15 protein-coding genes are annotated in these 12,592 nt (G+C 42.6%); 3 read left to right on the forward strand and 12 right to left on the reverse strand.

Annotated features, from left to right (window positions below; genetic code table 11):
- Positions 1–29: 29 nt before the first annotated feature.
- Genes radC through B5Y67_RS24115 form a run of 3 tightly spaced genes read right to left on the reverse strand, consistent with a single transcriptional unit; the run spans position 30 to position 1,585 of the window.
- The gene (gene radC / locus B5Y67_RS24105) at positions 30–713 is read right to left on the reverse strand and encodes a DNA repair protein RadC (protein ID WP_088228915.1); all 684 of its coding nucleotides are present in this window, start codon (positions 711–713) and stop codon (positions 30–32) included.
- Positions 682–1,320 carry a Maf family protein gene (locus B5Y67_RS24110; RefSeq protein ID WP_088228916.1) on the reverse strand — a complete coding sequence of 213 codons (639 nt, stop codon included), beginning with the start codon at positions 1,318–1,320 and terminating at the stop codon, positions 682–684. The genes radC and B5Y67_RS24110 overlap by 32 nt, the downstream gene beginning before the upstream one ends.
- 1 nt (position 1,321) lies before the next feature.
- Entirely contained in the window at positions 1,322–1,585 is a 264-nt protein-coding gene (locus B5Y67_RS24115; RefSeq protein WP_088228917.1) for a DUF4321 domain-containing protein, read from the reverse strand.
- Between the two features lie 338 nt (positions 1,586–1,923).
- Between B5Y67_RS24115 and B5Y67_RS24120 the strand changes: the two genes are divergently transcribed.
- Together B5Y67_RS24120 and B5Y67_RS24125 are read left to right on the forward strand one after the other, a co-directional pair.
- On the forward strand, positions 1,924–2,097 hold the full coding sequence (locus B5Y67_RS24120; RefSeq protein WP_088228918.1) for a type II toxin-antitoxin system HicA family toxin: 174 nt from the start codon (positions 1,924–1,926) through the stop codon (positions 2,095–2,097).
- Positions 2,098–2,129: 32 nt separating this feature from the next.
- A complete protein-coding gene (locus B5Y67_RS24125) occupies positions 2,130–2,516 on the forward strand; it encodes a type II toxin-antitoxin system HicB family antitoxin (protein ID WP_088228919.1) in 387 nt (128 codons plus the stop codon).
- 24 nt (positions 2,517–2,540) lie between these two features.
- Here B5Y67_RS24125 and B5Y67_RS26290 read toward each other — a convergent pair whose 3' ends face one another.
- From B5Y67_RS26290 to B5Y67_RS24150, 6 genes are all read right to left on the reverse strand, one after another.
- Entirely contained in the window at positions 2,541–2,666 is a 126-nt protein-coding gene (locus tag B5Y67_RS26290; RefSeq protein ID WP_282432806.1) for a hypothetical protein, read from the reverse strand.
- Positions 2,667–3,584: 918 nt separating this feature from the next.
- Positions 3,585–4,994, reverse strand: a complete 1,410-nt coding sequence (aspA, locus tag B5Y67_RS24130; RefSeq protein ID WP_088228920.1) for an aspartate ammonia-lyase — start codon at positions 4,992–4,994, stop codon at positions 3,585–3,587.
- 300 nt (positions 4,995–5,294) lie between these two features.
- Positions 5,295–5,771: a GNAT family N-acetyltransferase gene (locus tag B5Y67_RS24135; RefSeq protein WP_088228921.1), complete on the reverse strand. Its 477-nt coding sequence runs from the start codon at positions 5,769–5,771 to the stop codon at positions 5,295–5,297.
- A gap of 34 nt (positions 5,772–5,805) precedes the next feature.
- A complete protein-coding gene (locus B5Y67_RS24140; protein ID WP_088228922.1) occupies positions 5,806–6,468 on the reverse strand; it encodes a GyrI-like domain-containing protein in 663 nt (220 codons plus the stop codon).
- A 3-nt stretch (positions 6,469–6,471) separates the two neighbouring features.
- Entirely contained in the window at positions 6,472–7,272 is an 801-nt protein-coding gene (locus tag B5Y67_RS24145; protein ID WP_088228923.1) for a MerR family transcriptional regulator, read from the reverse strand.
- A complete protein-coding gene (locus B5Y67_RS24150) occupies positions 7,233–7,442 on the reverse strand; it encodes a type II toxin-antitoxin system PemK/MazF family toxin (protein ID WP_088228924.1) in 210 nt (69 codons plus the stop codon). The genes B5Y67_RS24145 and B5Y67_RS24150 overlap by 40 nt, the downstream gene beginning before the upstream one ends.
- Before the next feature lie 57 nt (positions 7,443–7,499).
- Between B5Y67_RS24150 and B5Y67_RS24155 the strand changes: the two genes are divergently transcribed.
- A complete protein-coding gene (locus B5Y67_RS24155) occupies positions 7,500–8,063 on the forward strand; it encodes a hypothetical protein (protein ID WP_088228925.1) in 564 nt (187 codons plus the stop codon).
- A 609-nt stretch (positions 8,064–8,672) separates the two neighbouring features.
- On the opposite strand, the gene cimA is transcribed toward B5Y67_RS24155, so the two are convergent.
- From cimA to B5Y67_RS24175, 3 genes are all read right to left on the reverse strand, one after another.
- Positions 8,673–10,277: a citramalate synthase gene (gene cimA / locus B5Y67_RS24165; protein WP_088228927.1), complete on the reverse strand. Its 1,605-nt coding sequence runs from the start codon at positions 10,275–10,277 to the stop codon at positions 8,673–8,675.
- A gap of 609 nt (positions 10,278–10,886) precedes the next feature.
- The gene (locus tag B5Y67_RS24170; RefSeq protein ID WP_088228928.1) at positions 10,887–11,519 is read right to left on the reverse strand and encodes a redox-sensing transcriptional repressor Rex; all 633 of its coding nucleotides are present in this window, start codon (positions 11,517–11,519) and stop codon (positions 10,887–10,889) included.
- A 199-nt stretch (positions 11,520–11,718) separates the two neighbouring features.
- Positions 11,719–12,411 carry a sporulation protein gene (locus B5Y67_RS24175; protein ID WP_088228929.1) on the reverse strand — a complete coding sequence of 231 codons (693 nt, stop codon included), beginning with the start codon at positions 12,409–12,411 and terminating at the stop codon, positions 11,719–11,721.
- Positions 12,412–12,592 lie beyond the last annotated feature (181 nt).

Genomic DNA, 12,592 nt, shown 5'->3' on the forward strand with positions numbered 1-12,592 from the left:
TAATTATGAGCATATTTTGCTTGTCTCTATTAGAGGATTCCCCGTTCTTTCAAACTAACATAACGGTTATCTCCAATAATCACGTGATCAAGAACTTCAATTCCCAGAATCTTTCCCCCGTCTGCCAGACGGCGGGTAACGTCTATATCTTCCTTACTAGGTGTTGGGTCACCGCTGGGATGATTATGTAATAAAATAATGGCATTGGAGTTTCTCCGAATAGCCTCTTTAAAACATTCCCGCGGATGAACCAACGATGAATTCAGCGAACCAATAGAAATGGGACTGATCCCCAAGACATGATTTTTCGTCGAAAGAGAGACGACTCGAAAATGTTCTCTGTCGAGATAGCGCATCTCTTCCATGACAATATGGGCCACATCCTGCGGTGAATTAACGGTAGGCCTTGACATTGGATCTACAGAAACCGAACGGCGTCCCAATTCAAGGGCAGCTTTCAGCTCAGCGGACTTCGCCTTGCCTAAACCGTGAATTTGAGCTAATTCGTGAACGGTAAGCTTTCCTAACCCCGAAAGACCGCCAACCCCGGCTAAGATACGTTCTGCCAGAGTTAAAACGTTTTCCCCTTTAATACCGGTGCGCAAGAGGATTGCCAGAATTTCACTATTGGACAGCACCTCAGGTCCCAGTAAGCAAAGTCTTTCCCGAGGCAATAATTCCTCAGGTAAATCTTTCAGACGCCGATACTCCATGATACACCCCGCGTGAAGCGATATTTGTCTGCTCAATCCCCCACGCCTTCAACTGTTCCGTTAGATATTCCATAGGAAGACCAATGACGTTTGTCAGCGATCCCTCGATGGCTGTGACAAACTTTTTAGCTCCCCCCTGAATTCCATAAGCACCCGCTTTATCCATCGGTTCCCCGCTGCGAACATAATCTTTAATTTCCTTAGCAGAAATCGGGCGAAAAACCACAGAGGTTTCAATCACCTCAGTCTTTAATTTTCCCAAACTATCGAGCAAAGCCACGCCGGTCAGAACAGCGTGATTGCGTCCGCTTAATTCTTGCAGCATTTCTTCTGCTTCCTGCGGATTCGCCGGTTTCCCCAAAATTCGAGTATCCAATACAACCATAGTATCCGCACCTAAGACAACATCCAAGGAGTCTCCCCCAAGTTTCAGCCACTGCTCAAGGCCCGCTCTTGCTTTGCGTTCTGCTAATTCTCTAACCCCGGGCTTCGGTAACATTCCATTGGGCAGCGTTTCCGAAACAGTCGATTTAACGGTTTCGAATGTGAAGCCAGCCTCATGAAGCAACATTGATCTGCGGGGAGATGTCGATGCAAGTACAAGCATCTTACCACTTCCTTGATAACATATATCCGCCCAGGGCACCGAGTAAGGTAGCACTGGTAATACTCAAACGAAAACCAAAAGAAAGGGAAAGAAAAAAGAAATCGAGGTAAGTATGTGACGGAAAATCGATGACGGCCGGCTTTAAAAACGGCGCAAAAATGCCGTATTTATCCAAACCGAATCCGACTAGAGTTCCCAGGGCAGCACCAATCAAAATGAGCAATATTATTCTTCCTGTCCCCGAAGAATTACGCCCAACCGCCATAGTTTTTTCCCCTTCCATCTACAGAAATTCAGTCTTTTTATCTACAAATCCCCAAACTATGACTTCTCACTAAGTTTAGCATCTTCCCCCTGACTAAGCAAGTTCAACCCCTTGCCTGAAGCCTAAAAAGAACACCTTTGAAAAAATAAAAATCATTCTCCATACAATCGTTTACCTCAAAACCTCTTTATCTTTATGCCTTACTTTGGATAGGGGTTTCCAACTCTTAAACCGTCTTATATCTTTAAAAGAATATCTTCGAATTAACTTCCATAATATAACACCACCTCTTGGAATATACACACTTGATGTGTATAATATAGCCAAGAGGTGAAGCGATGAAAAGAAAGGATTTGATTAAACTTCTGGAGAAAAATGGCTGGTACTTCAAAAGAGAAGGTCATGACCATACAATCTTCACCAACGGCTTAGATAATGAACCGATTTCAAGGCAATCGGAAATTGATGATATATTAGCAAAAAAGATTATCAAGAGACGGGGGTTAAAATAAGCCTCGATACTACTAAAAAAGGAGTGCATAAAATGATTAAGGCCTACCCAATTATTCTGACTCCCGCAAAAATCGGTTACGTTGTGACCGTCCCTGATCTAGATATCAATACTCAGGGAAAGGATATTGCTGAAGCCATCTATATGGCTCGTGATGCAATAGGACTTTGGGGAATTACTGAACAAGACGATGGCAGGAAAATTCCAGAACCCTCCAGCGTTGAGCCGGAACATGAACCTAATGAAATGGTAACCTGGGTGGATATCGACTTTGACAAATACCGCAAGGCAAATGATATGACAACAATGCGAATCAACGTTTCTGTGCCAAAGTACCTCAAAGTCTTGGGAGATGAAGCCGGGGTGAATTTCTCTCAAGAACTACAGGAACGTCTAAAGGAAAAACTCATTAACAGCTAACTGAAGCAGCCGTAATCGGCTGCTTCACCCCAAATAGAAAAGAGCCTTTACAGGCTCTTGAAGCTTACCAATGACGATGTCTCCAACCAAAATGATGTCCCCAACCAAAAAACGGATGATGATGGAATCCCCACCCCAGATGTCCCGCATGGTGATAACCCCAATAACCAGGCATGCCGTACATATATTATTCCCCCTATTTCCTATAATGGAGTTAGATTACTATACAGTCCATAATATGGAAGGAAAATTTTGTCCCGTGCATGTACAGCACATTCGGATTAAGCTGAACGAATTCAATCTATACCTGTAAAAACCAGCTTCAAATCTATTGTTAGATTCGGGATAATATTAAGGGATATTTGATCTTCCTCTGAGTATACTTCTTGTCTTCCATAACGGCCATCCTCTTGAAGTACAAATACACTTACTATTTTCCCTTCAAGTTCAACAATACATGGATAAAAGATTTCGCTCTATAACTTCATCATATCAAGTAAGCCGGTAAAGGGGAACCCCCCAAAACCTGTGCTTTTGATCGCTAAATGAAGAATGAAGAACGGTTCTTTACGGCATGAAAATTAAGTTCATACAGTAAAGAACCGTCCCTTGTTTCTCTCGGAATTTCTCTTATTCTTTGTTAACCCACAGCTTGTCTGATTAGTGAAACAAAAGATATGAAACACCTATAACACACAATGCAATTAGGATACACACCCCGATGATAATTTTATTTTGCTTTCCAGCATTCATTTTATGCCAAGGTAATGGTTTATCCGACAAATCAAGATCCCCCTAAACAAAATTCTTACCTCAACTGTAGAATATAGCATAGAAGGTGTAAATAGTCCATATAGCCTATCTTTTGCTAAGGATCCGCCGGGGAAACAGGCCACTAAACCAAGAGAATCGCGTCACAACGCGTAAAGCCTTTGCGCAAGTCGCAGCCAAACTCGGCTTTAAATTCCCTTTCATCAGCAGGGCACCCTGCCCGCTTGCATCAAGAATTTAACGCCCTAGTTTGGCGCGACGAACGCATGGCTGAACAAGTGTGACGCGATTCTCTCCCTATTTTCTCTTCAACAACTCCGCCCCCGCAATACCGGGTTTCGTCATTTCATAGGGATGTAAAATTATATCAAGCTCTTCAGAAGTCAAAACTCCCTTTTCCAGCACAATATCCCGAACAGGTCTGCCGCTCATAATCGCTTCCTTAGCCACACCGGAAGCTACTTCATAGCCTACGTGCGGGTTAATGGCGGTAACAATCCCCACACTGTTTTCCACCATGTGTCTGCAGCGTTCGACATTTGCCGTGATCCCCTCCACACAACGTTGGCGGAAAACACGGATCACATTGCGTAATATATCTAAGGACTGCAGCAAGTTAAACACAACGACAGGTTCCATAACATTCAGTTCAAGCTGCCCGGCTCCACAAGCTAAGGCAATCGTAAAATCATTCCCCTGAACCTGAAAAGCAACTTGATTAACCACTTCAGCCATCACTGGGTTTACTTTTCCAGGCATGATTGAAGACCCTGGCTGCATCGGGGGCAGATTAATCTCATTCAAACCGGTTCTCGGCCCCGAGGCCATCAGCCGCAAGTCATTTGCCACTTTAGAAAGATTAACAGCCAAAGTTTTCAGAGCTCCCGAAACCTCCATAAAGGCATCCGTGTTCTGAGTGGCATCAACCAAATCATCGGCCATACGCATTGGCAGGTCTGTCCAGTCCACAATACGTTCCGTAACCTTCTCAATATACCTGGGGTCTGCATTCAAACCCGTACCTACCGCAGTAGCACCCATATTAATCACTTCAAGAGATTTGATCGCCTGCTTTATCCGCTGAAGATCACGGCCTATCATATGAGCATAGGCCGAAAACTCCTGACCAAGTCGAATCGGCACTGCATCCTGTAAATGAGTCCTGCCCATTTTAATGACACCGTCAAATTCCTGAGCTTTCTTCTCCAGGGATTGGCGCAATTCGTCTAAAGCCTTCACTAAATCCGTAGCCACATTCAGACTGGCGATCCGAATTGCCGTAGGAAACACATCGTTGGTGCTTTGTGCCATGTTGACATGAACATTGGGATGAACTTTAAAGTACTCTCCCTTTTTACCGTCAAGAAGCTCTATCGCCCGATTGGCAATAACTTCATTGGCGTTCATATTTATAGAAGTCCCGGCCCCCCCTTGAATCACATCAACAACAAACTGATCATCAAACTTCCCGTCAATAAGCTCCTTCGAAGCTTCAACAATCACTTTGCCTATGGCAGGACTTAGAGAACCAACAAACATATTAGCCTCAGCCGCCGCTCCTTTAACCATGCCCAAAGCACGAATTAACTCTCGATGAGGATGATACCCCGTAATGGGGAAATTTTCGGTTGCTCTTAATGTTTGAATCCCATAATAAACATCATCCGGAACATCATGAACACCTATCAAATCTTTTTCTTGACGCATACTTTGTCCTCCCCAATCATAAGCGAAGTAAGTATAATGTATTTTGTATACATTATACAACCATTCTGAAAGGTTGTCGACGGAAAACTAACAAGCATTTAAAGAACGAAAAGATCTTCCCTTTACTTATTAGCCAAGAGGCGCGCAATTATACGGCATTACTTTTGAAGGTGTCCTAAGAAAGCGGAATGTGCATTTTTCATCTTTTACATAAAGAATTGGTATTACATTCCTTTGTGACAGTGCCCCTAGACAAATGTACTCGATATTTCTTCTACTTCATTAAACCCTATCTTATTCTTATAAGTCTAAGTACATAACCTTACTTAGATCTTTAAAACCCTTCCTTGAATAAAATTTATCCGCTGAATTATTGAAAGAATACACTTTTAATTCAACCCTTACTATTTTCTTACTTTTAGCCCATCCAATAACTTTACTCAATAACAAAGAACCAATTTGATAATTCTGGTACTCTTTCTTCACAGCAATACCGTCTAACTGTACCCATTCCCTCTTCTTGATAACTGGGAAATCAGTTGATTTTTGAATACAACACTCCGCAAAAGCTACAACTATCGAATCAACAACTGCAACAAATAGGGTCTTATTACCATCATTGATGATTTCTGATATATATTCTTTTGCCCTTCCATAATCTTCAGGTTTCTTGAAAAGCTCAGGATGATTTAACCTGTGTTGTTCATCAAGTTCAACATAAATTTCACATAAGTCTTCGTAATCATTTATTTCTGCTTCTCTTATCTTAATGTCCAAAAGTAAGTCCTCCAGCGACTGATTAACTATAAATCTAGATTTTTTTGACTGGGTGCCTTAATACTGTTTTTAACTTTTCGGGTGTCGTCTTTCGTGGATCACTTAAATAAATTTCATGATGACGTCGAATTTGACCAGAAGAAAGTGTATCGGAGATCGCACATATATATCCATTATTCAAAAGGAATTGTTCCATTTGCCCAAGAGTAACCGGCTCGCTATCATAGGGGCCCTTATGCATCATTTGTACACAGAGTCCCTCTGTCAAAGATTCGAAGCGAGCTTTTGTTAGATCAAGCTTAGGCTTTTTCTGTTTGAGCACGCTAACAGCCCAGTTAAAAACTTCCTCGTTGACAAATTCAGGTTGACGAATCATAGAGGTCCATTGAAATTTAGATTTATCGATTAACTGTGTACCGTCAAAACTATTGTCCTTAGACCACCACAGTCCCTCCAAAGGCGGTACAACATATTCGAAATATCCTGCAGGTTGCTTTCCGCTCATCTTACTCATCTTAATGGCAAAGCTTAAACCGTAAAGAACTTCCAAGGCGTCCTGATATTCTTCAGAAGTATTCGGGTCCCCTGCACCATCAACCATAATGAAATTCATCGCCGGAACGTCAATAAGGACAGGCTTTTGTTTGGGCATATACAAATCCTTATATTCTTTTTTGTAATCGAATTTATCAGCCATAGTTTAACCCTCCTGTTCAATGGGAATCACAATTTCTGTAACATACTTATTGGGATTACCTTTAAAAACCAGGCCAGGCCCTTTATGATAAATCTCTCTCGAAGGCAGTATAGACTTAAGACTATGTTCTTTCGCATAATCCAACACAGCTTTGTAAGCTAAATTCAAAGTTTCATAAGTCCCGATATGCATGGTGCAAATTGCTCGTATTTTGGGCAACTGTTTTGAAGCAGTTTTCTTTCCTGCTGCCATCCCTTTAGTAGGAACGCAAAGTTCAATATCGGCCTCTTCCCTAAAATCGTCATCGTAATAGCAGCAAAACGGTTCTCCGGAAGTTTTTCCTTTAGCCTCTTGATAGATCATGCCTATGTATTTACCAACATTGCTATACTTTCCTTTAAATCGAATAGCTGTAACTGTCAGTGCGTTGAATTCTTTTAGCTCAATTTTGTAGTTCATACTACTTACCTCCATCTTTTTCGGCTGAAGGTAAAGGTCAATTTTGTTAATCAGTTCTTTTCCTTTACTGATCTGTTCAGCAATCATTTCTTGCTTCTCGGATAAATAATATGATAAATCATCATGACTATCACAATTGGCAATGATATCTCTAATTTCTGAAATAGAAAAATCTAAATTACGTAATAAAATAACAACCTTTGCTCTTTCAAAATCATTGTCATCATAATAACGATAAGCGTTTTCTGCACGGTAAGACGGCTTCAAGATATTCTGTTCATCGTAATACCTCAAGGTCTTGACCGTTAAATTCGTAATTTTAGAAAACTCACTGATTTTATACATGACCTCACCTCCTCGTAAGCAGTATAAACCCTCCATTGCAAGGGATAGTCAATAGGCGTTTCGGGGCAAAAAATTCCCATCCCAGTCTTACTATTATATTCCTTTAGAGATAAAACCAAGGCAGGTCTAGTTCCTCGCTGCTCATGACCGGCCTGGAATCCACAATGCAAATTTCCAGTATCGTATTTTCCAACTTGGAAACTCTAACTAAAAGGAGTGTGATAAGGTTGAAAAAAATAAACGATAGAATTTTCCTTGGAATATTATCCGGTATCGTTGGTTTAACAGCATTAATGGTAACTGATAATATCTCGTCAAAAATGAAAATTTCGCAACGGTCATTTGCAACCACAGCTGCTGGCGTGTGGGTATCTTCTCGTAGACAAGCAGAAAAATGGCAAGGACAACTTCTTGGAACATTAATGACATTAGGGTTAAGTATGGTCGGCGGAGTTTCAGCGGTTAAACTGTTAACTACTTATGGTCGAGACAAATTAGTCGCCAAAGGTATTTTTTTGGGAGTCACGTTTGGGGCGGTGATAACAGCTATACTTAGCGGCTTTGCTCAAAACAAAGTTAAGCCCAAAGATGCTAATAGTAATCTTTCATATCTGTTATCACATGCATTATTTGGTTTAGCAACAGTATTAACAGCTGCTAAAGCAGGTGATGATTCTTTGTTTGACACTCCCCCTATAAATGATTACTTGCAATCAACAAAACAAACAACCGAGCAAATAATAGGGGCGAACAATGATAATATTCAACCTGTCCAACCTATATACCATTAATAAAATATTTTGGCAGTCATACGAAAAATCGTATGAGTGCCTTCTTTAATAACAACGCCAAGAGAGGGTCGCAATTATACGGCGTGAAGCCTTTGCGAGAATCGCAGCCAAACTCGGCTTTAAATTCTCTTTCATCAGTGGGGCGGGAAACAGGGATGTTTCCCGCCGGCCTTGCGACAGGGATGTCGCATAGGCCGGGCACCCCACCCGCTTGCATCAAGAATTTAAAGCCCTGGTTTGGCGCGACGACCGCATGGCTGAACAAGTATAATGCGACCCTCGCCTGGAGAAGCAATCGAGCACCAAACCCCCAAAAGCTACCCCACCAACCGTCTCTCTTCTTAATAAGCCAAGAGGGTCGCAATTATACGGCGTGAAGCCTCTGCGGGAGCCGCAGCCAAACTCGGCTTTAAATTCTCTTTCATCAGTGGGGCGGGAAACAGGGATGTTTCCCGCCGGCCTTGCGACAGGGATGTCGCATAGGCCGGGCACCCTACCCACTTGCATCAAGAATTTAAAGCCCTAGTTTGGCGCGACGACCGCATGGCCGAACAAGTATAATGCGACCCTCGGCAGAATAAGAGACCCTTTAACAAACCTCAGCAGGGCTTAAACCCTCGCCCGCCGCGCCCCCTCATCAAACTTCCAAATCGTCCAATTAATCGCATCAAGCAAAGCCTGCGCACTGGCCTTAAGAATATTATTGGAAACCCCAATCGTCCCCCAAACCTCGTGCCCCAAACGCGTATCAATAATAACCCGAACAATAGCCTCAGTCCCTCGCGAACCATCCAAGACCCTAACCTTATAATCCACCAGTTCACTCTGCGCCAGAATCGGAAAGAAACTTGCCAGAGCCTGACGCAGCGCCGAATCCAGAGCATTCACAGGACCATTTCCTTCTGCGGCAATTTGCACGGTTTGTTCCCCAACTTTAACCTTCACAACAGCCACTGAATCAAGTTCACCGCGCAGCGGATCACTCCAGACATGATAATCTAAAACTTCAAAGGGAGACATAAAACGATTTAAGGTGCGTACCAGCAGCAAATCAAGACTTCCCTCAGCAGCCTCGAACTGGAACCCATTGTTCTCCATGTCCTTAATCTCCAGCATTGCCTTTTCCACCAAGGGATCTTCTTTAACAATATCCGGATCAAAACGACGCAGCCGTTCGTAAATATTCGCTTTCCCCGCTTGGTCAGAAATCAATATTCTCCGTTCATTCCCTACTTCGCCCGGATCCATGTGTTCAAAGGTCCGATGATTCTTAAGAATCGCATCAACATGCATCCCGGCTTTATGAGCAAAGGCGCTGCGGCCCACGTAAGGCTGTTTCTCGTCAAAAGGCGCATTGGAAAGCTCCGCGACAAAGCGGGAAAAGGGAGTAATTTTATGCAAGGCGGAATCCGGAAGAACGTCATAGTTTCCCTTGACTTGCAAAAGAGGAACTAAAGTACTTAAATTGGCATTTCCGCAGCGCTCACCGTATCCGTTCCAAGTTCCCTGGATTTGAGTTACCCCTGCCTCTACGGCCACCAGAGAGTTAGCCACTGCTAATCCGCTGTCGTTATGAACATGAACCCCTAACTCTTGAGGCGCAAATTCACGCCTTACCATTTCTACTCCCAAGGCGATATCTTTCGGCAAAGAACCGCCATTCGTATCACATAAGATGGCAATAGAGGCTCCGGCTTCAAGAGCCATCTCAATACACTTCAGAGCATAGTCCGGGTTTTCTTTAAACCCATCAAAAAAATGCTCGGCGTCAAAAAAGACGTCATGGCCTTGTTTGACTAAAAAGGAAACAGATTCCCTAATCAGGCGCAGATTTTCCTCCAAGTTCGTCCGTAAAACATCTCGTACATGCAGATCCCATGCTTTTCCGAAAATAGTAATAGTTTTAGCTCCAGAAGCCACCAGCTTAAGCAGAATCTCACTGTTTTCCGGCGCTTCATTCACTTTGCAGGTACTTCCAAAGGCAGCAATATGTGTCATAGGAACCTCTTGTTCCTTGAGAAGCTGAAAGAAATTATCATCTCTGGGATTGGCTCCCGGCCATCCTGCTTCGACATAGAGACTGCCCATTTCCCCGATCCGCTTGACATAACTTAGCTTATCTTGTGTCGAAAAATGAATCCCTTCTCCCTGCGCACCATCTCTCAAGGTTGTATCATAGATTGTAATTTTTCTTTTGACCCCATTTTGATCCATTTTTCCCCTCCTGAATTCAAAAGTTAACCAAATGGTATCTGAAAGCCCCGCAGCCGTTCCTAAGAACTTCCACAGGGCTTTTGTCCCACACGGTGTAGTTGGGTATTATCCAACCTGTGTTGCTCGGTCCAGACCCAGTACGGCGGAACCCTTAACACACTTCTTGCAGTCTATTATATGACACAAAACCCTTGATGTACAACAGTACATTTTCTATAACAATAATCAATTACGAAACAATAGCAGAAATTTCATAATCATTGAGTCTAATTATGTATAATTATTTTATTAAAGGACACGCATATTTATTTAAATGGTTTAGATAATTATTTTTTTAATCCACCGGCGCTTAAAAAGCAGAACCTAAAAACTATTAACAAAGAACTAATTTTCTTTGAAGAAACAACAATGAGAACGGTCTATGCCTATTTGAAGGCATTTGACCGAACTCATTAGTTAGCAACTATTTTCATATGAGGCTATTCCATTAGTTAATTCATTATAGTCAATTTCCTATAGTGAATTAACTATAGATAATTTCCCTTGAGTTAATCCCGATAGCTAATTTCTCATAGTTATTTCTTACAGCATAGTTCCTTATGCATGACTCTAGAATCTTTGAGCCCCAACGTTAAAGGTAAGTACCTCAAGGTTAACAGCAAGATCCACATTCCTCAGTTCAATCTCAGGCGGAACATTCAAGACAACAGGTGCAAAATTTAATATTGCCTGCACACCGGCCTTAATAAGTTTATCCGCAATTTCCTGAGCGACAGACGAAGGTACGGCTATAATCCCGATCTGGGTATGATTTTGCCTCGTAACTTCTTCAATCTGGTCAATTGGCAGGATTTCAACGTCACCAATTTCAGTTCCTATCTTGCTAGGATCTGAATCAAAAATACTGGTAATGATGAAACCCCGCTCACGAAAGCCTTTGTATGAACTTAAGGCCAAACCTAAGTGCCCGGCACCGACCAAAGCAACGCTCCAATCAACACTTAACCCAAGAATCCTTAAAATATGCTGACGAAGATCTTTGACGTTATATCCTACACCCCTTGTTCCAAACTCTCCGAAGTAGGCAAGGTCTTTCCGGACTTGTGCGGGGCTGACGCCGACTCCTTCCGCGATATCCCCTGATGAGGTGGTAATTATTCCTTTTCTATCGACGTCTGTCAGATGTCGTGAGTAAACTGAAAGTCGAATAATGGTAGCCTCTGGGATTTTAAGCGTTTTCAATAAGTTCCCTCATTTCTCATCTGATATTTAAATCAAATTAACTTAATCGGTTAATAATTAGATAATTATAAGATAGTTATGTTAATTATATCACTATTAATTAAAAACGCAAATAGTTCCATTTTATAATCTTCTGACAATAAATCATCGCCTTTAATTCTCTCCCTTTAGCATTTTTTCGGCTTATATCTTATAGTTATTATTTCCCAGAAAACGCATTTATAATCCTCGTGGCGGCAAAATATAGAGCCAATCCTAAAAGCTGCTGATCTTGCGGATCATTCTTCGACCGCAGCAAATTATAGAGATTATGAAGCTGAACTAATTGGGTAGGGGAATGCTCTCCGGCCAGACTATTCCATAGTTGGAGTTCCTGAGCTAAGCGTTGAGAACTGATTCCTTCCTGCAAGAGAGCATTGACGTTGGCCAGGAGTTCTATCGTCAGACGAGAGCCATTCCCTAGAACACGAAACGTCCGCTCCGGAAGTTCAACTTGTTTAATCACAGCGGGAATACCCTTGGCAGCAAGAGCTTCTTTAACACCGCTTAATTCCTTTGCCGTATGGCCAAAACCGATAGCGACAATCCAGGGGTTCCTGCTGATAATGCCGCCCGCATTCGCTAACTCCTGAAGCTGCTTAAGGCAGGACTGAGCATTTTCTTCACTCTGAAAGACACCAATTTGGCAGGTCCAGAAGGTTGCTTTGGGCAGCACCAAGGTGTCTGCTTGATTTTTTATTTGCCCGTCAGATGTGGTTTGGGGAACGCTTACCTTTGCCGAATGCTCTACAAGTTCTAAATAGGCCTTTCCGATTCCCCAGGTCAGTAACCCCAGAGCCATCATCGCCAAGAGCACCAACGTGAGAATACGCAGCCGCTGAAAATAATTCATCCTTCTACTCCTCCCGCAGGGTCCGGACAACCCTTCTACCGGAAGATATGTAGCAAAACCGAAAATTAGACTCCAAAATTCAAAAAGGGGCTGCCGCAAACGCTTAACAGTTTACGGTACCCCTCTTTAGCTTCTTTATCCCCATCTAAGACCCTACTTCTCCAAGTGGGAGTTATTACTT

The sequence above is a fragment of the Desulfosporosinus sp. FKB genome, assembly GCF_002196705.1.
In the GTDB taxonomy this organism is placed as follows: Bacteria; Bacillota; Desulfitobacteriia; order Desulfitobacteriales; family Desulfitobacteriaceae; genus Desulfosporosinus.

Bases quoted from the DNA above. Each gene is read 5' to 3' on its own strand.
- B5Y67_RS26290 (WP_282432806.1), bottom strand. From the start codon at position 2,666: ATGCGGGACATCTGGGGTGGGGATTCCATCATCATCCGTTTTTTGGTT.
- B5Y67_RS24120 (WP_088228918.1), top strand. From the start codon at position 1,924: ATGAAAAGAAAGGATTTGATTAAACTTCTGGAGAAAAATGGCTGGTAC.
- cimA (WP_088228927.1), bottom strand. From the start codon at position 10,277: ATGGATCAAAATGGGGTCAAAAGAAAAATTACAATCTATGATACAACC.
- B5Y67_RS24175 (WP_088228929.1), bottom strand. From the start codon at position 12,411: ATGAATTATTTTCAGCGGCTGCGTATTCTCACGTTGGTGCTCTTGGCG.
- aspA (WP_088228920.1), bottom strand. From the start codon at position 4,994: ATGCGTCAAGAAAAAGATTTGATAGGTGTTCATGATGTTCCGGATGAT.
- B5Y67_RS24125 (WP_088228919.1), top strand. From the start codon at position 2,130: ATGATTAAGGCCTACCCAATTATTCTGACTCCCGCAAAAATCGGTTAC.
- B5Y67_RS24115 (WP_088228917.1), bottom strand. From the start codon at position 1,585: ATGGCGGTTGGGCGTAATTCTTCGGGGACAGGAAGAATAATATTGCTC.
- B5Y67_RS24145 (WP_088228923.1), bottom strand. From the start codon at position 7,272: ATGTATAAAATCAGTGAGTTTTCTAAAATTACGAATTTAACGGTCAAG.
- B5Y67_RS24140 (WP_088228922.1), bottom strand. From the start codon at position 6,468: ATGGCTGATAAATTCGATTACAAAAAAGAATATAAGGATTTGTATATG.
- radC (WP_088228915.1), bottom strand. From the start codon at position 713: ATGGAGTATCGGCGTCTGAAAGATTTACCTGAGGAATTATTGCCTCGG.
- B5Y67_RS24110 (WP_088228916.1), bottom strand. From the start codon at position 1,320: ATGCTTGTACTTGCATCGACATCTCCCCGCAGATCAATGTTGCTTCAT.